The sequence below is a fragment of the Paenibacillus caui genome (genome assembly GCF_019904135.1).
Classification (GTDB): domain Bacteria; phylum Bacillota; class Bacilli; order Paenibacillales; family Paenibacillaceae; genus Fontibacillus; species Fontibacillus caui.
Map to the genome: position 1 here is coordinate 17,949 of NZ_JAIOGQ010000016.1, position 25,648 is coordinate 43,596.

The window sequence follows — 25,648 nt, forward strand, 5'->3', positions numbered from 1 at the left end:
TTGTTTCAAAATAATAAGGGATAACAAGACACCGGCAGATTATAAGCCCTTCGCTTTAATCATCCCTCCTCTCTGACAATGATGAAATGAAAGGGAGCGCATTAATGAAAGCCCTTTCACAATGTCAAATTCATGTTACCATCAGACGAACAAGGTGTAAATATAGGATTGAAATTTTTGTAATGTAAGGATTCCTTTGGAATAGTTCTGAAAAACAGCCTTGTTGCAAGGGGATCGATTCTGTTTTCGCGCTTCAATGTTCAGAAAAGGCTGCGCTAAAGCGGACGCTCTGTCCGTTTCAACACCCGGTAGCCGAACGCCGGCAGTTTGAAGCTTTGCACCTCGCCGTCCGCAAGGACATCTTCGCCGGTGAAGGCATCGGTCCAAACTCCTTCTTGCAGAGCCAGAGGAAGCGTACGTGCCGTTTCGTTCGCGTTCATGAGAATGACGAACCGGGCCTGATCGTCTTTACGCTCATAGGCGATTCTCATGTCGCCGGGCTCGGCGTGAAGAAAGCGGAATTCACCTGTGCGCAGCGCCGGATGGAGACGGCGAAGGGCGATCAGCTCCCGATAAAAAGCGAGCAGTTCGCGATCCTGTTTGGACGGGTCCCATTCCATACATCTGCGGCAATCCGGGTCGCCCCCGCCGGCAATGCCCACCTCATCACCATAGTAGATGCATGGAGTTCCAGGGAAAGTGAATTGGAACATCGCGGACAGTTTCATGCGGGATTTGTCTCCTGCGCACAACGTAAGCAGACGCGGCGTATCATGGCTGTCGAGCAGATTGAAGGCAACCTCCTGCACCTGGCGCTGGTAACTTGTGAGTAAAGTCCCGATCGCGCTTGCGAACTGGGCGCCGTCCATTTTTCCTTTCGTGAAGAAGTCCAGTACGGCATTGGTGAACGGATAGTTCATGACTGCGTCGAACTGATCGCCTTGCAGCCACATGATAGAATCATGCCAAATTTCACCAAGGATATAGGCATCGGGATTGGCTTGCTTGACTACCTTGCGGAATTCCCGCCAGAAAGCGTGATCAACTTCATTGGCCACATCCAGACGCCAGCCGTCGATCCCGACCTCCTCGATCCAGTACCGGGCCACGTCCAGCAAATAGGCCTTCACTTCCGGATTTCCGGTGTTCAGCTTCGGCATGGAGGGCACGAAAGCGAACGTTTCGTAGGTTGGAATTCCTTCCTTTACTTCCAGCGGAAACTCACGAACGCTAAACCAGTCGGCATAGCGCGATCTCGCCCCGTTTTTCTTCACATCGAGGAATGGCTCGAACGTACCTCCGCTATGATTGAAGACCGCGTCGAGCAGGACCCGGATTCCCCGGTCATGGCAAGCCTGCACGAGCTTTTTGAGCGTTTCGTTGGTTCCGAAATGAGGGTCTACCTTTTTATAATCGCGGGTATCGTACTTATGATTGGTCGGCGCCTCAAATACCGGCGTAAAATAAATAGCAGTCACGCCCAACTCCTCCAGATGGTCCAGATGATCGATCACGCCCTGAAGATCGCCGCCGAAGAAATTGCCGCCAGTCGGCTTTCCTCCCCACGGTTCCGTCTCTGCGGGATCGATCGTCGGATCACCGTTGGCAAAACGTTCGGGAAAGATTTGATAAAATATGGCATCCTTCACCCACTCTGGCGGCGTAAAAACATCCGCGGGGTTAACATACGGAAATTCAAATAAACCTGTCGGCTCTGAAGGCGCTTCCGCTTGAAAGCCGCGTTCAGTCATATAGGTGCTTACACCGCCGGATTGCAGTTGAAACGCATATTGCAAACGCCGATACGGAGGGATTACCGGGGCTTCCCAAAAGTCGAAGAGCTCGTTCGACGCCAATTTCACCATATCGATTTCGGTTTTGGTACGCTCGAAGTCACACTTGTCCGCGGCCAGGACTTTGACGCGGTCCACATCGTTCCGTTTGGTACGCAGACGTAAATAGACGGTGTTGCGGTCATAGGCGAAGGACCAGTTTTGTTTGGGACGGTGATAGACAGCTTCCAACTGCATGAAAATTCCTCCTCGGCAGATAAATAAAAAAAAGGCACTCCCTCATCTTGCTTGTTCCGAGGTTGTACCTTTTAAAAGGTAAGCATTGCCTTTAAATTATGATTTGATTATAGCACGGTGCTCCTTTGAAAAGAAAGAGACCGAAGCGGGATCCCACTGTCACCGCAGCATGCCGCGGGACACTCCGGGTCCGTTTCAATCGCGTGCACGAAAATTTGATACCTAACAAGGTTTGTTGCGTATATACTTGATATAATGGTGAAAAAGGTGGTGAAGCTGCCCTATGCATGCATGGATCATATGGCTGATTGTGGCCGGCATTCTGCTCGTTCTGGAAATGTTTACACTTACGTTCTATCTGCTGTGGTTCAGCATTGGCGCCGGTGCCGCTCTGCTTGTATCGCTGATCGCGCCGGGGAACATTTTGCTGCAGGTGCTGACAGGATGTATCGTAGCTCTTCTGCTGACGGTTTTTACCAAGCCGCTTTCGCGGAAGATGCGCGCAGCGAGAGGGTATCGCGATGCCGGAACGGAGCTGATAGGCAGACAGGGTATTGTGATTGAACCCATTGAGCCGGGGCAATATGGCATTGTCAAGCTTGGCGGCGATACATGGAGCGCTACTTCCTCCGTGTATTTGGGCAAGGACGAACGGGTGAGGGTCATTAACAGGAGCAGTACAAGAATCGAAGTTGAGAAGTGGGAGGAGATTATTTAAATGGAATGGATCGTTATTGGCGTCATAGTGGTAGTCGTGGTCGCTTTCATTGCGCTGACCGTAAAGGTTGTACCTCAGCAAAGGGTGGGGGTTGTCGAACGTCTCGGTAAATTTCATCGGCTGCTGAATCCCGGCCTGAATATTCTGATTCCGATTATCGACCAGGTGCGTATTTATCACGATTTGCGGATTCAACAAGCCAATGTGCCGCCGCAAACAGTCATTACGAAGGATAACGTTCAGGTTCAAATCGACTCCATTATTTTCTATCAGGTTGTCGATCCGGAACAGGCGACTTACGGCATTTCCGATTATGTCTACGGGGTACGGAACATTTCCACGGCTACGATGCGCCAAATTATCGGCAAGCTGGAGCTGGATGAAACCTTGTCCGGACGGGAAAAGATTTCGAACGAAATCCGGATCGCGCTTGACGAAGCTACCGAGAAATGGGGCGTCCGCATTGAACGGGTTGAGGTTATCGACATCCAGCCTCCGGCGGACATCCAGGAAGCGATGGACAAACAAATGAAGGCTGAACGGAATAAACGCGCGATTGTGCTGGAAGCCGAAGCGGCGAAGCAGGATATGATCCTTCGCGCGGAAGGGGATAAGCAGAGCAAGATTCTGAAAGCGGAAGGCGACAAGGAAGCGCGGATTCGCGAAGCGGAAGGTTTGCGCCAGGCTCAGGAGTTGGAGGCGCTTGGTCAGGCCAAGGCTATCGAAGCCGTGGCGGAAGCCGAGAAGCAGCGGATCGAGCTGCTCCGCAGCGCGGGGCTGGACGAATCGGTTCTGGCTTACCGCTCGTTCGAGGCGCTTGAGGAAGTGGCGAAGGGACCGGCAAACAAAGTGTTCATTCCTTCGAATGCCGTTGAAACGCTGGGCAGCCTGGGCGCTGTCGGCGAGCTGTTCAAGAACAAGAAGCAAGCATAATAACTTATTAAAGACCCGCGGAGTTTAGGCGCCTTTGGTATATCCAGGGCGTCTATCCGGCGGGTCTTTTATTAGAAATGAGATGTCAAAAGTTTTGGAACCCCATTAAGGGAACCGGCATAAGATTAGCTTTGGGGCGGCCGGTTCGCCCTTTCGGGGTTGTTTATCTGCTATTCCTGTTTGCTGTCCGCGTTCACCTTGCTTTGCAGGCGCTGCAGCTCCTCGTCGATCCGTGAACGATTGGCGGGGTTCCCGTAAGGACCTGGGAACGCGCCTGCGGCAGCCGCGGAAGCTTCCCAGCCGCTGATCTTCTCCTCCATACGCTCGAAGCCTCTTGCGGCGGACCCTGTATCCAATCCATGGCTGAAGTTCGGCCGAATGCTTTCTTTCTGTTCGGCGGCCTTGCGGGCGCGCTCTGCGAGCTCTTCGCGTTTCTTCTTCAGGCGCTCGAATTCTTCCTTGGCTGCATCGATCTGCAGCTCAAGCTCGGTTATGCGCTGTTTGGCCGCTTCTTCATCCGCCGCGAACCGGTCCGCTTGCTCCGTGTAGCGAAGCTTTGCTTCCACGGCCCGGCGGGCTGCGATTTCATCGCCGGCCGCAATGGCTTCCAGCGCAAGGCGCTCTTGTTCAGAGGCTTGGTAAACCGCCTCTTCCCGCTGGCGCTGCAGCATTCTCACGGAAGCTTGTGTCCGGCCAAGCTGCGACTTGGCCTGCTCGAGATCTTCCTCCAGGTTGCGCAGATATTGTCCTGTCATCAGGATGGGGTCTTCCAGCTTGTTTAACGCTTCGTGCAGGGTGGCTTTGGTTAAATTAGCAATACGATCGAATAAATTCATGTTGAACTCTCCTTTGGATTAATATTTGGAATAATAAGAGTCTTCGAAATCATAGTAGCCGGTCGGCTCCTCGGGAACGACCAGACTTGCGATCAGATACAGCGCGACGATCATGCCGAAGCTGCAGAATGCGGCAATCACGGCGATCAGGCGGAGTATCGTGGCGTCAAACCCGAGCCACTGGGCCAAGCCTCCGCACAGCCCGCTGATCTTTTTATCTCTTCTGGAACGGAATAATTTGTTCATGCGGCAGTCACTCTCTTTCTTCGTTCGTTTTGTGATGTACTTATTGTACCCCGCGTTCATGGGGCGCTAAAACGGCCCGAAGGCGGTTTGTTGGCTGGACCTTGGTCGGGGAATGGGATCGTCTTCAAGGCGGGGAAGAGGGCGTTTGTCATGCTTTGCGACCTGCAAAAAGAAAGTATGAAACCGAAATAGCCGCAGTATAACAGTAAAAAAGGTATTTTTGGATCAATAAAAAATGGAGGAGTGACTGATAATGAGCATAGCGGTTTTAAACGGCAGTGCGCGGGCGGGAGGAAATACGGAGCAGCTGACCGGGGTGGTGCTTGAGGGGATTCCATATACAGACATCGTATTAAGGGAGAAAAAGATTTTGCCTATAGTTGATCAGCGCCATTCGGAAGGAGGATTTCAGCCGGTGGATGACGATTATGACGCTGTCATTCTGGATGTGCTGCGCCATGATACGCTGATCTTTGCTTCGCCCGTTTATTGGTACGGGATCTCGGGACTTCTGAAAAATTTCATTGACCGATGGTCGCAGAGCCTGCGCGATTCGCGGTTTGATCTTAAAGAGCTGCTGGCCGCGAAGAAAGCTTATGCGATTATTGTTGGAGGAGACAATCCAAGGATCAAGGCGTTGCCGATCATTCAGCAGCTGAAGTACACCTTCGAATTTGTGGGCATGCCGCTCGAAGGCTACATTATAGGCAAGGCATCAAAGCCAGGAGAGATTGTGCAGGATACGAGGGCGCTGAAGGAAGCGGAGTGGCTGAACGCTCAGTTAAAGGGCGGGAGCTAACGGATAATTAGGAAAAAAAGCAGGCTGAGAAGCGGACTGAGATGCGATGCTCTGCACTGTGATGTGATCACGTGCGTGTTCACAGTCCGTTTCTTGCGGCCTGCCTTATTTTTTTCAGGGGGAATGCGACCGAGGGGGGGCTGTTCTCCAAAGGATCGCCTGGCCGGATCGAAATGCAATGGATAAGAACACATGGACAGGCACATTTTACATAAAAGGGCTATGAAAGATTTCGGCCGTTGCAGGCCATAAAGCCCGTTATGGATTCTCATTTCGTAGCAATTGCATACCCTTAGGGGGTATGATATAATAGGTTTGCAAAACAACATCAATAAAGGGAAGTGAAGCTTATGGCGGATACGAGTGAGCTTAACCCGCCCGTAGGGCAAGACGCCTGCGAATGCGGCGACCATAAACGGCACAGCCATCACTCGGAAGAGACGAAAGGCAAGCTGATTGCCCGTCTGAACCGGATCGAAGGACAAATTCGCGGTGTCAAAGGCATGATTGAGAAGGATACCTACTGTGATGATGTACTGAACCAGATTGCCGCGATTCAATCCGCGCTTAACGGAGTGGGCAAGCTGTTGCTGGAAGGCCATATGAAGAGCTGTATTGTGGAGAGAATTCAGGCTGGTGAAACCGAAGTGGTTGATGAACTGCTTGTCACCGTCCATAAGCTGATGAAATAACGAACAGATTTCAGGGAGAGATCGAGCATGAAGACAGTTACGCTGCAAGTCGAAGGCATGTCGTGCAACCATTGCGTAAAAGCGGTAGAAGGTGCGGTTCAGGAAGCGGGAGGCACCGGGAAGGTTAATCTTCAAGCCAAGATGGTAGAAGTTACCTTCGATGAAAGCAAGCTGGGGCTGGACGCAATCAAGGAAGCGATTGAGGATCAGGGATACGATGTCGTTTAGGACGTCTTGTAACCTTTGAACGCTAGACATTTTAGTATTTGAAAGACTATAATACATCTAGGTAACAACCCGCAAATATATGAAACCGGGGAGCTGGAATAAGGCCGGCTGAGAGTGCGTCCCGAAGAGACGCAGACCCTTGTACCTGATCTGGATAATGCCAGCGTAGGAATGAGCAGTTGTCATGAATGCGTATGAATTTATATTCATTTGACATCGCAGGCGCCCGATTTGGGGCGCCTTTTTATCTTGGGTATAGGCTGGCTTTCCTTTCGGGAGCGGGAAATTGATGATGATTTAAGGGGAGAATGAAAGGTGAAATCAAGAAAGCTAGGAATGCTCATGCTGTCCGTTATTCTGCTGCTTGTCATGGCGGGCTGCGGATCCGGCGGAACAGGCGAATCGAAATCAGGCGCGGAAAGCAGTGCTCCAAGCAGCAATGCTCCAAGCAATGCTGCAAGCGCGGCACCTTCCGGCACCGGGAAGGAACTCCGGGATGTGAAGGTTGTGCTCGACTGGACGCCTAACACGAACCATACCGGTCTTTACGTGGCCCGTGATCTCGGCTATTACGCCGAGGAGGGACTGAATGTTGAAATCGTTCAGCCGGGCGAGGGCGGCGCGGATACGATGGTTGCCTCGAATGCCGTTCCGTTTGGCATCAGCTATCAGGAAAGTGTGACCCAGGCCCGGACCCAGGGAGTGCCGCTTGTCTCCATCGCGGCCGTCATTCAGCACAATACGTCCGGCTTTGCGGCTCCGGCGGACCGCAATATCAAGTCGCCGAAGGATTTTGAAGGCAAAACGTACGGCGGATGGGGCTCGCCAGTGGAAGAGGCCGTCATGAAATCCATCATGGATCTGCAGGGCGCAGACGTGAAAAAGGTCAAGAATATCAATATGGGGGATGCGGATTATTTTACAGCCGTGAAGCGCGATATTGATTTTGCCTGGATCTACTACGCCTGGACCGGCATTGAGGCCGAGCTGCGCGGAGAAAAGCTGGATATGCTCTACGTGAAGGATTATTCGAAGGATCTCGATTACTATACGCCGGTTATAGCGACGAACGAGAAGACGATCAAGGAAGACCCCGATCTGGTTAAAGCTTTTATGAAAGCGACATCCAAAGGATATGAATATGCGATCGCGCATCCGGATGAAGCTGCGGACGTTCTGATCAAGGCGGCTCCCGATCTCGATCCGAAGCTGGTCAAAGCGAGCCAGAAATGGCTGAGCCCCCGCTATCAGGACGACGCGGCAAGATGGGGCGAGCAGAAGGAGTCGGTTTGGAAAGGCTACGCGGACTGGATGTACACGCGCAAGCTGCTCGATAAGCCTTTGGAAGTAGACAAAGCCTATACGAATGACTTCCTGCCGTCCGGCAGTTAAACGGCCGAAAGGTTCAGGAAGCGCCCCTTTAGGCTGCGATATTTTTACGAAAAAGCGAGGGTTTAGGTCATGGCAAATGCACTATTGAGCATACAGATCATCCCCAAAACGCCGAACGGCGAAGATTTGATCCCGTATGTCGATCGGGCGATTGAGGTCATTCAGGCTTCAGGCGTCAAGCATCAGGTAAACGCGCTGGAGACGACCATGGAAGGCGAGCTGACGGAGCTGCTTGATATCGTCCGCCGGATGAATGAAGCGGTGAACGAATTCGGCAGCCGAAGCATCATCTCGCAGGTGAAGATTTTATATGCACCGGAAGGCGTAAGCATGGATAAGCTTACCGAGAAATACCGTCCATGACGATTGTTAGAGGAATCTGGAGAAGCGTGTGGCCGCCCCTTGTGGCGGTCCTCTTGTTTTTGGGCTGCTGGGAGCTGTCTGTCGATTTATTTCATGTTGATAAGTGGATTCTCCCGAGTCCCGCCGATATCGGTCACGAGGCATCGGCAGGCGCGGCCGGGTTGTGGAGCCACACGAAGGCAACCCTCCGGCTGACGCTGATTGGCTTCGCTGTCGGCTCTTCCGTGGGGCTGTTCGTCGCCGTGCTGCTTCACTTCCTTCCGATCGTCAAGTCGGCTCTGTACCCGCTGCTGATTCTGAGTCAGAACGTGCCGACAATCGCACTGGGGCCACTCCTTATGATCTGGTTCGGCTTCGGCATCTTGCCCAAGATCATACTCATCACGCTCGTCTGCTTTTTCCCGGTCGCCGTAGCCGCCATGGATGGCCTGGCGAGAACCGATCATGTCATGCGGGGCTATATGGAGATGGCGGGAGCTTCAAAACGGCAGATTTTTCGCAAACTGGAGTTCCCCTTTGCCATTCCGTCGATCCTGTCCGGGCTCAAGATTTCGGCGACTTACAGCGTCATGGGCGCCGTCATTTCCGAATGGCTGGGCGCCGACAAAGGAATCGGCTACTATATGCAAATGCAGAAAGCCACGTTCCGCACCGACCGGGTGTTTGTCGCCATTCTGATTATCGTGGCCATCAGCCTGGCGATGTTTATCTGCGTCGCGCTGGTTGAGCGCACGCTGTCACGGTACAGTCCGCCGCGCAAGGCGGGCAAATAGAGTCTGAACCGTTTTATATTCACGGTTGAATTCGGTCGAATCGATTAAAGCAGGAAGGAGGAGTCTTGATGAGTGTTTCCGGGCATAGCAGGGGCACGGACGGAATAACGGGTTCGGATAAACACGCTGGACAGCAGCCACAGGTTCTGGAAGTGTGCAGTGTCAGCAAAAGTTATACCGAAGGCGGCAAAACGATTCCTGTTCTAAACGGAGTATCGCTGACCGTTGCTGAAGGCGAATTTGTATCCATTGTCGGGCCGTCGGGCTGCGGCAAAAGCACTTTGTTTCATCTGATTGGCGGGCTGGCGAAGCCGGATGGCGGAGGCCGGATTCTGCTGCGGGGCGAGGATATTACCGGGGCGCGCGGACATATCGCCTACGTACCGCAGCAGCCGGCGCTGTTCCCCTGGCGCACGACCCTGGACAACGTCGTGCTGGCGCAGGAAATCGCCGGCATTCCCGTCAAGGAGGCGCGCCTGAAAGCTGGGGAGTGGCTGGCCAGAGCCGGACTTGGAGGCTACGAAAAAGCCTATCCACATATGCTGTCAGGGGGCATGCAGCAGCGGGTGGCTTTTCTCCGCGGGCTCCTCAGCCCGCAGGAGCTGATGGCGCTCGACGAGCCGTTCAGTGCGCTGGACGCCTTGACCCGAGGCGATATGCAGCAGTGGCTGCTTGACCTGTGGGAGAAGAACCGGCGCTCCGTATTGTTCATCACGCACAGCATTGAAGAGGCCCTGCTGCTGTCAGACCGGGTGATCCTGCTGTCCGGACGCCCCGCCGCAGTGCTGCATGAGATCCGGGTTCCGTTTCCGCGTCCACGGCGCGCGGAGATCGCGGAGGATTCGGAGTTTTTGCGCCTGCGCCGTGAAATGACGGAGCTTATGCGAGGCGAGCAGCGCAAAATGCGCGAAGGCAGAGGAGAGAATGCTCTATGATCGATGCTCATATTCATCTGGAGCGGTACGCCGCGGAGGAACAAGCGGGTATCATGGCGGGTCTTGAACAGGACGGAATAGAGGCTCTTATTGCGGTTTCGATGGACCTTGCATCCTGCAAGCGGACGGCGGATCTTGCGGCGGAATATCCGCGGGTCGTCATGCCGGCCTACGGACTTCACCCCGAGCAGCCGATCCCGTCTGAGCAAGAGATGGACCGGCTGCTGGATTGGATCAGGCTTCGGGCGGGCGAGCTGGTGGCCGTAGGCGAAATCGGCCTTCCGTATTATTTGCGCAGCGAGAAGGAGGCAGCCGGCGAGCCATTTGAGCTGGAGCCTTATGTGAAAGTGCTTGGCCGGTTTCTGGACCTGGCCGCTGAGCTGGACAAGCCTGTCATTCTCCACGCTGTCTATGAAGATGCGGATATCGCCTGCGATCTGCTGGAGCGGCACGGTGTTACAAGGGCGCATTTTCACTGGTTCAAGGGGGCGGAGCACACCGTGCGCCGGATGGCGGAACGCGGCTATTATATCTCCTTTACGCCGGATATCGTATACGAGGAAGAAATCCGCGAGCTTGCGGCGCTTTATCCGCCGGAGCTTGTGATGGCCGAAACGGATGGCCCTTGGCCGTTTGAAGGGCCGTTTGCGGGCCGGACCACCGATCCCCGGATGATCGCGGACGTCGCCGCAGCCTGGGGCAAGCTCCACGGCTTGTCTTTCGCGGACGCCGCCGCGAAGCTTACGGCCAATACCCGGCGATTCTACGGAATATAGACGATTAGATTTGTGAAGACAGTTCTTTGACCAACCTCGTGGGGTGGTTTTAGGAACTGTCTTTTTTACAGTTTTCGCGAAAAACGGATGCCGTCTTTTAAAGGAGGGCTTTGCGCCATGATATGAGAAAAGTACCTTACCGCTGTAAGGAAGGTTATGAATACCGTACCCGAAGACCGGATAGGAAAAAGAGAAGTGGAAGAGAGCTCGAAGTAGATCAAAAGAGGGATTGTGTGGGGTAGAGTGCGTAGCGGCCGCCTTTAGAGTCAGGTTCTAACCCTATAGAAAGTTCAAGAAGAACATGGCTTTGGGCAGCGGTGGAACCCCATACCCAGTCCCTCCCCAAAACTCAAACGTACCACATAGCACGGGTAAAGGACGCCATCAGGCGTTCTTTTTACATACGGGAAATAGAACTTAAGGCGGGCCGGAAAGTGTTCCTCGAAATACGCAATATACGGCGATAGAGCAAAAGTACCACGAAATCAAGACTTGCAGACCTGCCTCAAGGTCTGTATGAAGTGTATAATTTTGGTATCTTCTATTTGGCATATTTTAGGAGATGAAAGACATGTTTGCAATAGGTCAAAGTACATATTTTGGTTGAGGAGGGATTTGGGATGAGAAGAGCAGGCTTACTATTAGCGCTGTTATTATTTGCCATGACATGGATGCCTGGTGCGGCTTCGGCGGCGCCGCTGCCGCTGCGGGTTGAGCTGAATGGGGTTCGGATCTATTTTCCGGATGAACAGCCGTTTGCGGACAAGGCGCAAAGGGTGCAGGTGCCGGTTCGCTTTGTAAGTGAAGCGCTGGGAGCTGACGTTGGTTGGACTGGAGCTACGAAGACGGTGACGGTAAAACTGGACGATAACGTCATTACTCTCGTTTTAGGCCAAAAAGAATATGACACTAACGGACAAAAGCAGCAGATGGATACGGCCGCACACCGGGTTGGGGGGCGAACCTTCGTGCCGCTTCGTTTTGTAAGCGAGGCCTTGGGCGCCTACGTCAAGTGGGATTCGAAGGTCAGGACGGTCTACATCAGCATGACTCCGTTTGAATCCGAAAATAGCCAGAAGGAGCCGGATCAGAATAAGGTAGTGGAGGAAAATATCTACGGATTTATAGTCAAACGAAATACGGGTTCGCACTTGGATATTGACAAAGGTCTGGGACTTGAAGGTTATGGTATTTTGCAATTTTTAATTATTTTCCCAGATATTATAAGAGGGGCGGACTATGAGATGCAGGTGCAGGAAGTGGAGGAGATTCTCTCGCAGAAGGTAGAGAAGGAAACGGTCCAGGCGGTCATTAACTATATCAGAAAGAAGACGACATCGGAGCCGGAATTACCGATGAAAACATTTACAGATAAAAACTATGAAATCATGGTTGGCGCAGACATTAATTCACCTATCGATGTTACCGTTTTTGAAAAGTAGGTACAGAGCGGTATGAAAAACAGCATAAAATTGATGAAAGTGTTATTGACGGTGTCGTTGTTGAGCGTCATGTTTCCGTACCATCCAATCCATGCGGCAGACAGTACGAATCCGGCAACAGCTCAAGAGGTGCTTGATCGGATTAATCGAGACATGCATGTGCTTTATGGTCTGGAGGATAATTATTACAAATCCTCGATTACGAAGGACGGCAGAACTCTGGGGCTGCGAACGGATCTCATCCAAAAACGGCTGAACCAGGCAGCTGGGCAAGGCGGAGGGCAGTCCAATTTTAAAAGCAATACGTTTGAAATCGTCTACGGTGGAGACCACGGGCAACAGTTGTTCCATAAAGGGCAGACGATCATGGAGTACAGCGGATACTCCAGAGACGGACATTCCGTCCCCGCCGAGGGGGTACCCTGGTTCTCCGGGTGGAGCGGCACTAAAATCCAGAATTTCGATATGATTCGTCAACCTTGGGCCAATAGGGCGGTTATGAACAAATACCAAATTAGAAAAAAATTGTTTGACAATTACAAAGATCCAAACAACAAATATCTCGAAAAAGGCACGTTTGAGAAATCGATCATCAGTGGGTTAAATATCGTTTATGGCGGGAAGAAATACGAGGAATTCATGTATCAAAATAAAGACGCCGGGTACAAGGAAAGGACCGTCTATGATAAGAATGCCAAGCCGAAGGGCGGCAGAGACTGGGTCGAATATGTGCATATCCTGCAGCCGCCTACAGAGCTATCCTGGGGGTTCGGGACGATCTATATTAACAGTTCGATCGGCATTACCTATCTGGATATTCCGCTTGCGCCTTTCAAATTGCAGAATCTGACCGATCTGTCCGCGCAGTTTGAAGCGCTGCCGACCGCAGCGGCCGCAGGCGATCAAGTGCGGGTCAGCGTCAAGGTGAATTCGACCTTCGTCGATCCGGTAACCTCACATTTTGAATGGAGGATTACCCGAAAGAGCAATGGCGCAAGGCTCACCGCTCAGGGCGACCGATTGGCGTTCTCCGGTCATGCGGCGGCGGAATCCGGATCCTTAAGGGTGGCCAAAAATGAGAGCCGGGTGCTGTATGCGACCTTCATCATGCCGGACAGCGATGTTCGGATTCAGTTCAGCATCAACAAAGACGGCAAAGCTCCTGAAGAGGCTCTGCTCAGCAACAACGTGCTGGATTCGGATCCGGTGGCGGTCAAGCTGATCAGGCCGATAAAGCTGCCCTTCGATGTCCTCTCTACCCGAGTGAAGTTTCCGCTGAATTCCGGCCGCCCGATCAAGGCAACGCTTAGGCTGCCGGAAGGCTGGTGGGTCGGCAATGCGAAAGGGCTGCTTCAAGTGATGAACGATACCTCGGATTTGTTCAGGGACTTTAAGGTGGAGAACAATCCGCCGGTGAATGAAGCCCGTGAGACGATTACGCGTAATCCGGTTGTTCATACCACGATTAATCGGGAGGATTTCGGGGATGATCCGTTAAACGGCCGTTGGCTGAATAACCTGAATAAACCGATACGGCGAAGCGGCACCGTATCCTATGACGGATACGTCAACAGGGATTACCGGTATATTTATACGACCTGCGACACCAACGACAAAGGCAAGGAAGTCTGCACCAATCATACCGAAGAAGGAACGGCATACACGGATTTTAACTCGGGACAAGACAGGAAGATCTATGACGTATACGTGTACAACGGGCTCGATAAGCTGCCAAAACCGACCTATAAAGACGAGATCGAGCACAATACAAGGGACGCGAAGAACAAAGATCTGTACTGGGAAAATGAGCCGTATACGTATGATGTGATCCGGTGGATGCACCATGTGAATGAGCATGGCAATCCCTACAATCCGACCGCTGTACCCGGACAGTATGAGCGGGTATTCACCCAACAGGCCAGCGCCCAAACCGCCTGGAAGAACGAAAGTACGATGGCGGAGCAATACCATACGGCCAGAAAGGCGGCCAGAGACGGCAAGAACAAGAAATCACTGTACGACAAAGCCGTTTTTGCCACCGACCGGCAGCTGCAGAAATATGCTTATCCGATCAAATCGGGGTATTATTTCAATCCGGCCGGCAAGTATACATTTACGGTGAAGACGGTTACTTACAAGCAGTCGGATCAGGACACGGAGGATCACAAGGATCTGGTCGATACACTGACCAACTCTTTCCGCTATGAAACGAATCTGATCTATATCAATGACGACAAGGAAGCCGTGAACATCGCGAATCAGCCGCTTGATCGCAAGGGCGGAGGATTTAGAGCTGTTCCGGGAATCTTGACGGCAGAGCACCCGGAAGGGGTCAGTGGCGCAGTTTTGCTTAAAGTATTGGACCGCAGCAGCGATGAGAAGCGCTACACCAAGAAAGTGGAAGAAATCTATGCTTCGCAGGACCCGGATGGAAGAAGAACCCATCCATTCTGGAAGAAGGTGTTGGAAGGGTATAGTGAATCCTATACCGAGAGCAGCAATAACTTCTACAAATACCGTGAATACGTGCGTAATGGCCAGGAGAAGCTGTATAAAATTACGGAAACGACGAAAGTGACGTTTGAGCTGAACCCGGACAATATCCCGGTCTACACGCACGCGAACATGCAAAACGGGAAGTATTACGTAAAAACATGGATCGACGATGCCGCGCTTGACAGAGGCGATCATACCTATAAGAAGCTGGGCACATTGCGAGGGATTGATACGCTGGACAACATCGAGATCACCGTTGTCGGCTCCATGTTCGATGATTTAAATCAGTAAGATCAAGCATAACACCGCGGTGGACAGAAAAGGGGCGAAGGGAACGGAGGCCAGGTGATGGCCTCCAAAATGCCTCTTCCCAACTACCCATATCAAAGCGAGGATGGATCCGAGCAAGAGAACATAGACGTTCATCAACCAGCCAAGCCATGCGCCGGTGGCGGCAAGCAGCTTGATGTCTCCCGATCCGACCGCGAAGCCCAATCTGAATTTGGCAAAATATAAAGGAGCGGAAGGGATGACGATTCCCGTCAAAGCTGTAAGAAGAGAATGGTACATCACACTGTAGACGATCCCCAGAATCAGAATCGCGGCAACGGCCGCGTTGGGGATCGTTCTTTTTTTTATATCGCTAACGCTGCATAGGAGCAGGAGCAATAGTAGCACCGAAATCAGCATTATTTTCATAGAGAGCACCGCCTAGCTTGTTCTGTTTCTAATATTTTCGCGGATTATCTTCTCATACCGGATGGAGAAGAGTCAAGAAAAGGTGAATAGGACTTTTGTAATAGTCATCCTTGGTACATCTTGGTGATCTTCAAGGATGTCTGAAGGCTCTATTTATAGAATGATTAGGAGGAAGACTTATGTTAATCATTGACAGATTTGAAGGCGATGATATTGAGTATGCTATCGTTGAAAAAAGCGAGTCTGAAGTAGTACTTGAAATGATCGAGATTAAGCGTGACCTTTTGCCTGAGGACGCCAGACCTGGACATGTTCTTAAAGAAGATGATGGGAAATATGAACAATTTGAAACTTTTTTTAATAAAAAAGTAAAAAACATTGAGGAAATAAAAACCAGTCAGTTTTCATTTCCTCAATGTGGTGAAATCTAGTTACAAAAATTTACAGGGAGGACATCCATGAATAGAATTGTATCTTTATTGGGAGCTGTTTTTATTTCCGTAATTTTAATTACAGGCTGTACTGATTCAAATTCTAAAAATGAAGCCGGTCCGTCTACCATCAGTTCATCCGATGAAAATGTAAATGTAAATGTAAATGTAAGTGTAAGTGCATCAACTTCTTCAGATGAAAGTGAAGTTATCGAATTAGCAAGCAAATACAAAAATGTAGAATATGGAATAAGCAACTACGAAGAAGAACTAAAACCCGAATCCGTAGAAAAACAAAATGAACTTATTAAACCATTTCTAACGGAAACATTTTATGAGAAACAATATAAAAATCGAAATATTATTTTACCATTACAAATTGCATCCAAAGAAAAGTCAATATTAAAACCAGAAAATCAACAATTTAAGCTGAAAGAGAAGAATGAAAATTCAATTAGCTTAAACTATACCTTAAAACTAATGTTGCTGAATAAACAAGGTCAAGAAACTAAGAATATCAACATAGAAGGTATATTAACCTTTACAAAGGTTAACGACACCTGGCTTATACAAAGTGATAATTTTAATATCGAGGATCTCCGTAAATTAGTTTATAAATACAAATAAAACTTATGAAAAGAATCCGATCTCGTTTGCAAATGAGATCGGGTTCTTTATTTTTGATGGTTAATTTATTCAGCTACACCAAAAAGGAAGCATCTTAGAAGATTGGAATTACGATCCATCCAAATTTGATCCATCTATTTATAAAAAGAAGTCTGACTCATAACTTAACGAACTATAAGTTGTACTGTTAGCGGTTAATATCTGTCATGGTGACGAGATATTAACCGCTATTTAATTTCATTTGTTGCTATGAGTAGCTTAAGTTGGTGGATGGATATTCTCCTCATACCGATGGAGAGCCGTCAAGAAAGGGCAAGTAGGACTTTTGTACCAGTAACTTCTAGTGAAAAACGGCACAAACTTAAGGGTGTCTTAAGACTCTATTTGATAGGAAAAAGGTCTAAAAATAGAATATATACCCATCAAAGGGATTGTATGCAATACATAACGTTGATAAAATATGAACCAAAAAAGGGGAGGAAAATATTACTAGTTCATGAGAATACTCATTGTTTCCGGCGGGTTTCACAGGATGATGTTAGATTATTTGACGAAGAAGCTGGAAGTTGTAAATCCAAACGCCCTGGCGCTGCGGGATCTTCTGGATTACCTTCATGAAGCTAACCCCGCTGTGGAAGGCGTTGTCGTTACCGATGGGGCATTTTCGCAGCAGCAGGAACAGGATCGGGACCATTTAAGCATGGGGCTGAAGTGGCTGAGTACAAACCGGGGGCCGGGAGTTCCGGTTTATTTGATTACCAGAGACCCGATGAAGCCGCAGGAGCTGGAAGCTTTAACGCAACAATACGAGAATTTCAAGATTCTCGTCAGCGATGCAGTCAGAGTCCCGGTCCATGTTTTTCAGGAAGCGTTTGACGCGCTTGGGTCAAAGGGCAATAGGATACATAAGCAGCAGCAACAAAGAGCAAGAGAGCAGCGGAACGATGACAGCAAGGGGGAGAAAAGGAGGTCCTTTTTCGACCGGTTCCGGTCCAGGCCGCCAAATGAAGCGCAGGACTCGGCCACCGATCGGTTGACGAAAGAGCTTGCTAATATCAGCCGGGGAATCAGCCGGGTCGTCGCCATCACAGGACATCGCGGCAGCGGACTGACCAGTACGGTCGTGAATCTAGCGAATGAAGCAAGCAAGCGCGGTCTGAGTACGATGATTATCGATATGGATGCGGAATACCGCAGTACGAACATGTACTTTGGCCGTTTTCACGAGCAAAGCAATAAATATGACGAGATGAGCGCCTCGCTCATTCGCACCCTGGCCAGACCGCAGGATTACATGACGACAGCGTTCAGTATCAAAGACAACCTGTGGCTTACGGCACTCGGTTATTCGTTCCAGGATCGCAAGCTGATGGAACAATTCTATACAAGCGACAAGCTGGTAGGGTTAATTTCCTTGTTAAGGACCAAATTCAACCTGGTTCTGCTTGATCTGCCGCTGGATTTGTTCAAAGCCTTCAAAGAGACGATGATCCATATCGACTCCTTCGGCTTGTGTGTTCCAAATAATCTGTATGCAGTTCTTAGCACCATACGAAATGTGGAGGTGGTTCTGGATCAGGAGAAAGCCGCGTACTTGAATGCGAAGTCGAAAGTGATCGTCACGAAATATAACGACAGGTCACGGTTCCAGGACGCTTTGTTTACACCGGACAAGGTGAGCGAGGTACTGACAAGCGGATTAAGCGACATTTTCCGTTACGACATGAGCATGGCAGGGTATGTCCCCTACAGCAGCGGGTTTGATTCCCAGATCGAGACAGAAATTGCTTTGACGAATTCAGCGGCGGAGTACGAGCAGGCTTTCGGGAATATGCTTCTAAGATTGATGGAAGGTGCGTAAGCTTATGGATTTAAGTACGATCAAAAGCGTTTCCCCGAACAAGAAGTTATTCAAGAAAATATTGGCGCTCGTGTTTAGCGTAACGGTGATCGTAGTCTCGTTTATCGTACTAAACAATGCTAACGAGGCTGCCAAGGATACGGTGGAAATCCTCAAGGTGGACAAGAAAGACGGAATTTCGGCGGATGTGGTGCTTACCGGGAATATGATCAAGAAGTATTCCATTATCCGGAAGGAATATACCGAGGATATGGTGCTGGCGGAGGATTTGCCTTCCGTGGTCGACAAATATACGAAATATTATTTGCGGGATAACAGTATCTTGTATAAGGATCAATTCCACGAGGAGAAGCCGCTCAAGAATGAATGGCTTTACGGATTGGAGGAAGATCAGGAGGTTCTGACCTTGCCCTACAATTTCCTCGAGGCTGGCGGCGATATTCTCATGCCGGGTGATAACGTAAGAATTCGCGTGTCGTATGAGAAGGAAGAGGATGCCGCAGTAGGCAATCCAAACGGCGGTATTGTGTCACCGGGGTCGAACAGGCAAACCGAAGTGTTGTTTGACAGCATCGTGGTCAAAGACATGCTCAATTCGAGCAGCCATTCCATCTATGAAGTGTACAAAGAGGTGCTCAAGCTTGGCGAGGATAAGCGGCAGGAAGTGATGAAGAGCGATAAATTTATGAAGAGCATTCAACCGCGCGCGCTCTTGCTGGAAGGCTCGAGAGAGCAGATTAACAACTTTGCCAAATATAACGGAATCGACGGGAAGAAGTATCTGATTACGATTCTGAGCCGCAAAAATAGCGAAGTGATCCTCGATGAGCTGCCTACTTTGCAAAGAGAGGTGGAATCATGGATCGAAGAGAAAAAATAAAGCTCGGGCATATTCTGAACAAGATCTCGCCGAAAGATTTACTCGGGGCGGAGCTGCAGGAAAGCAAGCTGATTTACAGCGTGATCGGTTTTATCCCGGCCTGCGATATGGCGGACAACGCGCTGCTGATTAGCAATTTGGGCTATTTGCTCGCTCAGAAGGGGCTGAACACCTGCATCGTGGACTTGAAAGTATTCGGGCCGAATTTGTATCACTTTCTGGATGTGGCGCCGGGCAAGAAAGCAAAAGGACTCATCAGCCTGCTAAAGAGCGACAAGGTGGATTTCCGGGAAGAGATCACGGCTACGAAATACGAACGGCTGTATTTGCTGGCGCCAAGCCCCCACGATCTGATGGAAGAGTATCTGGATTTTGAATTCGAGCAACTGGAGCGGGTGGTGAACACCTTAAAGGGGATGTTTGACATCATCCTGCTGGACATCCCGAACAACCCGCCGCTGGAATTCTGCCTGGGGGCGATGAAATGCTCCCATATCGGATTCTTTACGTTAGCGGAGAGGCTCGAAGCCTTAAGCAATATGGTAAGGATGCTGGACTTCGCTGCTTCGGTCGGCATCAGCACCGCAAAGTTTACGAGCGTCGTCCTTATGAACCTGCAGGATCTGAAATATGACTACAAAGGACTCGGGGAGTACGGCTTCAACATTGCGGCGGCGATTCCGCTGGTTAAAGCGGCTTATGCCGCATCCCTCGAAGGCAAGCTGTATGTGAAGGACAATGCTCTTGTGAACAAATATTTCATGAAAGAAGTGCGGCGATTGGCGGATATCCTTGGCAACCAGTAAAGGAGGGGAACAGGATGCTTACCCGTGCGAAGATCAGCGATATGCAGCAAAAAGCATCGCAGCAGATCGGCAAGAAAGAAGATATGGAAGAGCTCAAGAACAAATACACCACGATTCAATTCGAAGAAGCTCTCCAGTTGTGCCAGAAATATATTACGAAGGTTGCAACGCATGCCTTCCGGCGGGAGCCGGACCCGTCCAGAAAGCGGGAAATGACCGAAGCCTTCATTAATGAATTTGTCGATTCGCAAAAACCGACGGTGGAAGGGTATTACGAGCTGGCTGAATTGAAGCACGCGCTGAGCGATGAGATCACCCACTACGGACCGATCACGAAGGCGATGGAGGATCTGGCGATCGATGAAATCCGCATCAACGGACCGGATCAGATTTTCGTCGAAAGCGGCGGGAAGACGTTGCCCTGGGACCAGCCTTTTATCGACCGGGAGCATCTGGAACGGATCATCTCCAAACTGCTCGGCGTGTCCAAGGTCCGGCTCACTCCCAAGGTTCCGATGGTGAACGCCAGAACGATCGAAGGCTACCGGGTCAATGCGACGCATGCGGATATTTCCCCGTACGACACGCCTGCGGTCGTGATCCGGAAGTTCAGCAAGAAGAGCATTACACCGGAGATGATGATCAAGAACGAGTCGTTCTCCGTCAACATGTTCAAGCTGCTGTCACTTCTGCCGAAAGCCGATTTATCGTGGATTACGGTAGGTCCTACCGGAAGCGGCAAGACGACTCTCAATGAAATTCTGGTGAAAGAGATCAATCCGCTGTCCCGGATCATTACGATCGAGAATCCTTCGGAAATGAGATTGCTGCGGCGGGAAGGAAACCAGGAACACGGCAGAATTATCAACGATGTTCTTCAGTACGAATCCGTCCCGGATGATGACGACGCAAGCCCGGCGACCATGGAGAATCTGCTGATCAATGCGATGCGTCAATCGCCGCACTGGATCGGACCCGGCGAGCTGCGAACGCCCGGTGAATTCGCTACTGCGCTGAGGGCGGCCCAGACCGGTCACTTCTTCTTCACGACCCTCCACGCGGAAGGGGACAGGGAAGCGATTTACCGGTTTCTCACCGCTTATCTGATGGCATCGAATGAGCCGGCCGAGCTGGCCCTGCGAAACATTTGCAGTGCGGTGAAGTTCATCGTGTATCAGGAAAAGCTGGCCGACGGGACAAGGAAGGTGATCTCGATCTCGGAAGTGCTCGGTTCCGACGGACTGGAGCCGATCGTGAATCCGATCTACAAATTTATTTCCGAGGACGTGCTTGAAGAGGAAGGAACGGGCCGGGTTCTGAAAATTGTCGGCAGACACAAGCGTGTAGGAAAACTGTCGGAAAAAGTGCAGCAGACGATGATTAAAGCCGGCATCAAGCGAAGCCGATTCGAGTATTTGATCCGGCCGCCTGAGCAAGACGAAACAGAGGAGTACGCGTTCGATGGATACGACTTCAGCCATTAGTCTGTTGTTGGGAGTAGCGGCATTTATCGTGTTTAACGCGGTGTTCGAGGTGCGTTTCTTTGAAGGGACCGGCCGTTTTGTGCTCGGGATGATAGACACGCTTTCGGAATATTTGGGCAAATACAACACCAAGCGCTATATCGAACGGGTTAAGAAAGAGCGGATCGTCAAGCGGAAAGAAAATGTGTACGCGAAGTACAACCGGCTGGTCGAGGGGCTGATTCTCGATTTCAATCTGCCGCTGACCCTGGAAAGCTTCACCTCGCTGCTCTGCATCGCGTTCGCCGTTATGGTGCTCATTATCGTTATCTTCATGGAAAGTGTCACCCTGTCAGTCGTCATCACGATCGCTGTTTTTGTCGGCTTGCTCACCTATTTCGTCATGCAATCGAAAGCCCTTAAAGCGGAAAAACTGGAGAGCATTATGGATGCCGAAGACATCATCTGCCCTCTCGCCAGGGAAGGGGTGCTGGTAGCGATCAAAAAAGTGCTGGAGAGTGATGAATATATCAAACCCGGCATACGCCCGTATTTTCAGCAATTTATCGATAACTGCGAGAACAACGGATACTCCTTTAAACAGGCGATTACCTTGCTGAACCGGCAGCTTGGTCCGAAATTCGACAATTTCACCAAGAAGGCCATTGTCTTCGAGTATAACGAGCGCAAAGGAATGGCTGATATTTTTCTGGATATCGTGGATGAAAATGCGGTGTTAAGAGAGATCAACGCGAAAAAGGATCGGATCTTCCGCAAGATGAACCGCGATTTTCTGCTGAAGACCGCCATCATCGTATTGTTCTTTCTTTACGCGTTATCCGTCGCCGATTTCAGGGAGTTCATGCTGTTCAACACCTACGGCAAGGTGATCAATACGGTCTTGATCAGCATTATCTGTCTCAGCTTTGCCCGCACGCAGGCTTTGCAGGGCGACCTGGGCGCGGGAAGTGATGCGAAATGACGCTTCTCGTGAAGCTTGGCGCCATCGTCTCGATTATTTATCTGCTCAAAGTGTTTGTCTACCCGATCTTCAAGCCGGTTCACGGCAAGCAGAAGAAAAGGAACCGCCGGTATTTGAAGGAACGAAAGCATGCCCGGTTTAAGCAGAAACTGCAAAGCCTGAAAACAATATTCGCGCTCAAATATGTATACCGATTGCTGGGCGGCGCGGAGCGGCTTCGCTTTCAGAAAATGATCGACCGGCTCGATCTGGCGATGAGGCCCGAAGAACTTCGGGCGGAGCAGTTCCTGTATGCTGCGGGCGCCGTGCTGATTACAGCCGTGACGATGAGCGCGAATCAGCTGCTGGGCTGCATTGCGGCAATCTTCATTCTCCTGGGGTGGCTGTACCCGGTGTCGGAAATGGAGAAAAAAATCGAGAGGAAGAACCGCAATATTGCGCGCGATTTCCCGGCGTTTTACAGCATGGTGTATTACCAGTATTCGAAGTCGATCAACATTTATCTTGCCGATGTGATCCGGGATTACTTGCCGAACGCGAATAGAGATATGGCGGAGGAACTCGGCGTCATGATTGATAACATCGAGTACGGCGAGGAATATGCGCTCAAGCAGTTGAAGAGGCGGGTGCCGATTCACTACGTCATCAAGTTTTGCGACCTGATGGAAACCAGGCTGAAAGGGTATGACAACATCTCGCAGATGGTGTATCTCAAGAACGAAATCGACAGCTTCCGGATCCGGTTTTTGGAGGAAGAACTGGAGAAGCGCCAGCGGAGCAATGTCCGGATTCAGTTTGTCCTCATCGGGGTCTTGGCTCTTTACATCGCGATCTACTACTTATTTATGATTATGGATTCCATCAAAATGTTTCAATAAATAAGGATAGGGGAGGAGTTATCAAAATGGAACAAAACATGAAAGAAAACAAGGATAAGCGTTCGTTCTGGAAAGATGAGGCCGGAGAGGTCGGGGTGAAGCAAATAGCCTGGACTGTTGGGGTTATTATCATTGTTGGATTCGTCGTCACGGTTTTAAGTGACGGAAGGATAATTGGTGAGTGGCTCAATGATATATGGAAAATTTTGAGAGAAACGCTAGAAAAACTGTCAAATTCAGAATCATAACCCCGGTCAAACAGGAGAATTAAGATGAGTGGGTTTGCGAAGTCAATTCTCGTTTCCATAATTATCGCCATATGTATTTTGCTGTTTACGAATCTGGTCTTCTTCTTCCCGTGGTACACGACGATGATCATTGAAACGTTCAATGTCTCGCAAGTGGTGGCGAGCGACAATTATCTCAAGCGCACCTACTATGACGATGCCATGGAACGGCTAAAGGAACGCCCGATCTATTCACAAAAAGCCGATGACATCAAAATTGTTGCCGAGAACGAAAGCGGACAGTCCGTCCTCGGCGAGGACGACGCATCAGTCTACGAGGATCTGCCTGAGGGCGACAAGCCTTACAAGCAGCGTGGGGAACCTGTCAAGGTCACGATTCGCGCGGTGTATCCGCTGAGTATTGAACTATGGGGAAAGAAGTACGAGCAGGAGATCCCGGTTTCCTTCTCGTTAACAACGACGGGGCTCAAGCATTATAAAGATCTGGAGTACTATGAATATCTCGATCAATGGGATGAGGCACCATGAAAAATGTGGCGATCGGCATTTTGGTGATCATTTTGGCCTCCATCCTGATCGAACCGCTGGTAGAGCTGCTGAATCTGGGAAGGGAGAACATTGTACTGGGCACCGCGATCACGAATTCGGCCCGATCCGCCAAGGACCGGAGTCTGGAGTATGATGCCCAGAGAAATTTGAATGCGCAGGTGGATGAGGAGACATTTGCGGATTACTTTTCGGAAGCGTTCGAGGAGGCGATGAATGTGACCCGGACGAATTCCGGCGAAAGCGACACTTCCCTGGAGTTCAGGTCCAACGACGGGAAGTACAATGACATCACGGTCACGCTGGATTTTCAGGAAGAGGAGAATCGGGATACGGAACAGATCGTCTCTACCGTCACGATGGAGGCGGAATCGAATTATAAGTTCAAGACCAAATATATGAAGCTTGCGGAAGACGCAGGCGAGGATGTGGATTACATGCTCACGGAGCGGCGGGTGCTCGTACTGTCCATTAAAAACTGACGAAGGGGAGGATCGGCGGGTGGATTATATCATGGTGACCTTTCAGGAGGATCCGGAGACCCGCAGAGAATTAAAGATTCCTGCATTTGTAACCTCGCGAGAGCTGCTTGCCATGCTGGCCGAAGCGCTTGATTTCTCCGCTGCTCCCAACCAACGGCTGCAAGCCGAGCCGCTGGGAAGAATACTCGATCCGGTTCGGACGCTGCAGGAGGAAGGCGTGGCCGACGGAGCGCTGCTCACTCTTATTTAGAAAGGAGATGGATCACCGTGGATTATAACGTAAACAGCGGCGGGCTTGTCCTGAAAACAGACGGAAAGCTGCTTCTCGGCGATATCTGCAGTTATTCAGGCACCTATATGCGTGACGCGGCTTCCGGGGAAACGGTGCTCCTGGATGGTATCTTCTGGTTTATGAATCAAGCCGAAGACGGCATCTATTACAGCGATCAGCAGCGCGGCCATCGCCTCTTCAGGTTCGACACCGCTCTGATGACGGCAGAGCCGCTGTCGGACAGCCCGTGTTACGGACTGATCCGGCACGGAGAATGGCTCTATTATATCAACGAGACGGACAGGAAGCTGTACCGCTGCCTCATGAGCGGGAAGAATGAAACCCGGATTGCGGATGAACCGGTAGAATCCTTTATCGTAGAGGAGGAGCAAGTCTACTATGCCACGGGACAAGGCATCAGGACATGCCGGATCACAGGGGGAGGCAGAGAGGTCGTTTCGGATGCGGTTGCCGCCGGACTGCTCCTGCTGGGAGAGAAGCTGGTTTTTGCCGACAAGAAGAACCGGTATCTCTTGTCGGTCCTGGATTTGCGGACAGGCAGCATCGATTCATATGAAGATCTCGTCCCCGGCAGCATGAATAGCGACGGACGCTTCCTGTACTGTACGAACCGCAAGCATGACGGAACGATTTACCGGGTCGATCCGGAGTCGGGAAGCCAGATCCGGATTTGCGGGGAGAGGGCGGATCACCTGCACATCGTAGGCGACGAAATGGTTTTTAGCAGCCGGTATGAATGGTACGGAATGTCCTTATCCGGCGGACAGGCAGCAAAAGTCATAACGTGATGGTGA

General features: G+C 50.7%; 29 protein-coding genes and 1 riboswitch. Of the genes, 25 read left to right on the forward strand and 4 right to left on the reverse strand.

Features of this window, described 5'->3' with window-relative positions; genetic code table 11:
- Positions 1-275: 275 nt before the first annotated feature.
- Complete coding sequence (locus K7397_RS11050; protein WP_223068017.1) at positions 276-2,030, reverse strand: alpha-glycosidase; 1,755 nt, start codon at positions 2,028-2,030, stop codon at positions 276-278.
- A 283-nt stretch (positions 2,031-2,313) separates the two neighbouring features.
- On the opposite strand from K7397_RS11050, the gene K7397_RS11055 reads away from it, so the two are divergent.
- Positions 2,314-2,748 (forward strand): NfeD family protein, encoded by a 435-nt coding sequence (locus K7397_RS11055; protein WP_223068018.1) that lies wholly within the window; start codon positions 2,314-2,316, stop codon positions 2,746-2,748.
- On the forward strand, positions 2,749-3,681 hold the full coding sequence (locus tag K7397_RS11060) for an SPFH domain-containing protein (RefSeq protein WP_223068019.1): 933 nt from the start codon (positions 2,749-2,751) through the stop codon (positions 3,679-3,681).
- A 170-nt stretch (positions 3,682-3,851) separates the two neighbouring features.
- On the opposite strand, the gene K7397_RS11065 is transcribed toward K7397_RS11060, so the two are convergent.
- On the reverse strand, positions 3,852-4,517 hold the full coding sequence (locus K7397_RS11065) for a PspA/IM30 family protein (protein ID WP_223068020.1): 666 nt from the start codon (positions 4,515-4,517) through the stop codon (positions 3,852-3,854).
- Positions 4,518-4,535: 18 nt separating this feature from the next.
- Entirely contained in the window at positions 4,536-4,763 is a 228-nt protein-coding gene (locus tag K7397_RS11070; protein WP_223068021.1) for a PspC domain-containing protein, read from the reverse strand.
- Between the two features lie 253 nt (positions 4,764-5,016).
- On the opposite strand from K7397_RS11070, the gene K7397_RS11075 reads away from it, so the two are divergent.
- From K7397_RS11075 to K7397_RS11120, 10 genes are all read left to right on the forward strand, one after another.
- Entirely contained in the window at positions 5,017-5,562 is a 546-nt protein-coding gene (locus K7397_RS11075) for a flavodoxin family protein (protein WP_223068022.1), read from the forward strand.
- A gap of 350 nt (positions 5,563-5,912) precedes the next feature.
- Positions 5,913-6,254 carry a metal-sensitive transcriptional regulator gene (locus K7397_RS11080; RefSeq protein ID WP_223068023.1) on the forward strand — a complete coding sequence of 114 codons (342 nt, stop codon included), beginning with the start codon at positions 5,913-5,915 and terminating at the stop codon, positions 6,252-6,254.
- A gap of 27 nt (positions 6,255-6,281) precedes the next feature.
- Positions 6,282-6,482 carry a copper ion binding protein gene (locus K7397_RS11085; protein ID WP_223068024.1) on the forward strand — a complete coding sequence of 67 codons (201 nt, stop codon included), beginning with the start codon at positions 6,282-6,284 and terminating at the stop codon, positions 6,480-6,482.
- Positions 6,483-6,558: 76 nt separating this feature from the next.
- A riboswitch (TPP riboswitch) is annotated at positions 6,559-6,671 on the forward strand.
- Positions 6,672-6,851: 180 nt separating this feature from the next.
- Entirely contained in the window at positions 6,852-7,874 is a 1,023-nt protein-coding gene (locus tag K7397_RS11090) for an ABC transporter substrate-binding protein (RefSeq protein WP_420488776.1), read from the forward strand.
- 69 nt (positions 7,875-7,943) lie between these two features.
- Entirely contained in the window at positions 7,944-8,237 is a 294-nt protein-coding gene (locus K7397_RS11095; protein WP_223068025.1) for a thiamine-binding protein, read from the forward strand.
- Entirely contained in the window at positions 8,234-9,010 is a 777-nt protein-coding gene (locus K7397_RS11100; RefSeq protein WP_223068026.1) for an ABC transporter permease, read from the forward strand. The genes K7397_RS11095 and K7397_RS11100 overlap by 4 nt, the downstream gene beginning before the upstream one ends.
- 68 nt (positions 9,011-9,078) lie before the next feature.
- Complete coding sequence (locus K7397_RS11105) at positions 9,079-9,945, forward strand: ABC transporter ATP-binding protein (RefSeq protein ID WP_223068027.1); 867 nt, start codon at positions 9,079-9,081, stop codon at positions 9,943-9,945.
- Complete coding sequence (locus K7397_RS11110) at positions 9,942-10,721, forward strand: TatD family hydrolase (protein ID WP_223068028.1); 780 nt, start codon at positions 9,942-9,944, stop codon at positions 10,719-10,721. Before K7397_RS11105 ends, K7397_RS11110 begins: the two co-directional genes overlap by 4 nt.
- Positions 10,722-11,341: 620 nt before the next feature.
- A complete protein-coding gene (locus K7397_RS11115) occupies positions 11,342-12,163 on the forward strand; it encodes a copper amine oxidase N-terminal domain-containing protein (protein ID WP_223068029.1) in 822 nt (273 codons plus the stop codon).
- A 12-nt stretch (positions 12,164-12,175) separates the two neighbouring features.
- Complete coding sequence (locus K7397_RS11120) at positions 12,176-14,950, forward strand: hypothetical protein (protein ID WP_223068030.1); 2,775 nt, start codon at positions 12,176-12,178, stop codon at positions 14,948-14,950.
- Here K7397_RS11120 and K7397_RS11125 read toward each other — a convergent pair.
- Positions 14,939-15,358: a prepilin peptidase gene (locus K7397_RS11125; protein WP_223068031.1), complete on the reverse strand. Its 420-nt coding sequence runs from the start codon at positions 15,356-15,358 to the stop codon at positions 14,939-14,941. The genes K7397_RS11120 and K7397_RS11125 overlap by 12 nt on opposite strands.
- Positions 15,359-15,537: 179 nt before the next feature.
- Here K7397_RS11125 and K7397_RS11130 point away from each other — a divergent pair, with 179 nt between their 5' ends.
- The 13 genes from K7397_RS11130 to K7397_RS11190 all read left to right on the forward strand — a co-directional run bounded on the left by K7397_RS11130 (position 15,538) and on the right by K7397_RS11190 (position 25,642).
- Entirely contained in the window at positions 15,538-15,789 is a 252-nt protein-coding gene (locus tag K7397_RS11130; RefSeq protein WP_223068032.1) for a DUF3006 domain-containing protein, read from the forward strand.
- Between the two features lie 27 nt (positions 15,790-15,816).
- Entirely contained in the window at positions 15,817-16,416 is a 600-nt protein-coding gene (locus K7397_RS11135) for a hypothetical protein (RefSeq protein ID WP_223068033.1), read from the forward strand.
- 496 nt (positions 16,417-16,912) lie between these two features.
- Entirely contained in the window at positions 16,913-18,277 is a 1,365-nt protein-coding gene (locus K7397_RS11140) for a P-loop NTPase family protein (RefSeq protein WP_223068034.1), read from the forward strand.
- Positions 18,278-18,281: 4 nt separating this feature from the next.
- A complete protein-coding gene (locus tag K7397_RS11145; protein WP_223068035.1) occupies positions 18,282-19,157 on the forward strand; it encodes a hypothetical protein in 876 nt (291 codons plus the stop codon).
- Positions 19,136-19,963 carry a CpaE/TadZ family protein gene (locus K7397_RS11150; protein ID WP_223068036.1) on the forward strand — a complete coding sequence of 276 codons (828 nt, stop codon included), beginning with the start codon at positions 19,136-19,138 and terminating at the stop codon, positions 19,961-19,963. The genes K7397_RS11145 and K7397_RS11150 overlap by 22 nt, the downstream gene beginning before the upstream one ends.
- A gap of 14 nt (positions 19,964-19,977) precedes the next feature.
- The gene (locus K7397_RS11155) at positions 19,978-21,447 is read left to right on the forward strand and encodes a TadA family conjugal transfer-associated ATPase (protein WP_223068037.1); all 1,470 of its coding nucleotides are present in this window, start codon (positions 19,978-19,980) and stop codon (positions 21,445-21,447) included.
- Positions 21,425-22,408, forward strand: coding sequence for a hypothetical protein (locus K7397_RS11160; RefSeq protein WP_223068038.1), 984 nt, complete (start codon positions 21,425-21,427; stop codon positions 22,406-22,408). Before K7397_RS11155 ends, K7397_RS11160 begins: the two co-directional genes overlap by 23 nt.
- A complete protein-coding gene (locus K7397_RS11165) occupies positions 22,405-23,286 on the forward strand; it encodes a hypothetical protein (protein ID WP_223068039.1) in 882 nt (293 codons plus the stop codon). Before K7397_RS11160 ends, K7397_RS11165 begins: the two co-directional genes overlap by 4 nt.
- A 26-nt stretch (positions 23,287-23,312) precedes the next feature.
- A complete protein-coding gene (locus tag K7397_RS11170; RefSeq protein WP_223068040.1) occupies positions 23,313-23,534 on the forward strand; it encodes a hypothetical protein in 222 nt (73 codons plus the stop codon).
- A gap of 24 nt (positions 23,535-23,558) precedes the next feature.
- Complete coding sequence (locus K7397_RS11175; protein WP_223068041.1) at positions 23,559-24,062, forward strand: hypothetical protein; 504 nt, start codon at positions 23,559-23,561, stop codon at positions 24,060-24,062.
- Positions 24,059-24,562, forward strand: coding sequence for a hypothetical protein (locus K7397_RS11180; protein ID WP_223068042.1), 504 nt, complete (start codon positions 24,059-24,061; stop codon positions 24,560-24,562). The genes K7397_RS11175 and K7397_RS11180 overlap by 4 nt, the downstream gene beginning before the upstream one ends.
- Positions 24,563-24,581: 19 nt before the next feature.
- A complete protein-coding gene (locus tag K7397_RS11185) occupies positions 24,582-24,812 on the forward strand; it encodes an EsaB/YukD family protein (protein ID WP_223068043.1) in 231 nt (76 codons plus the stop codon).
- Between the two features lie 17 nt (positions 24,813-24,829).
- The gene (locus K7397_RS11190; protein WP_223068044.1) at positions 24,830-25,642 is read left to right on the forward strand and encodes a DUF5050 domain-containing protein; all 813 of its coding nucleotides are present in this window, start codon (positions 24,830-24,832) and stop codon (positions 25,640-25,642) included.
- Positions 25,643-25,648: the final 6 nt, after the last annotated feature.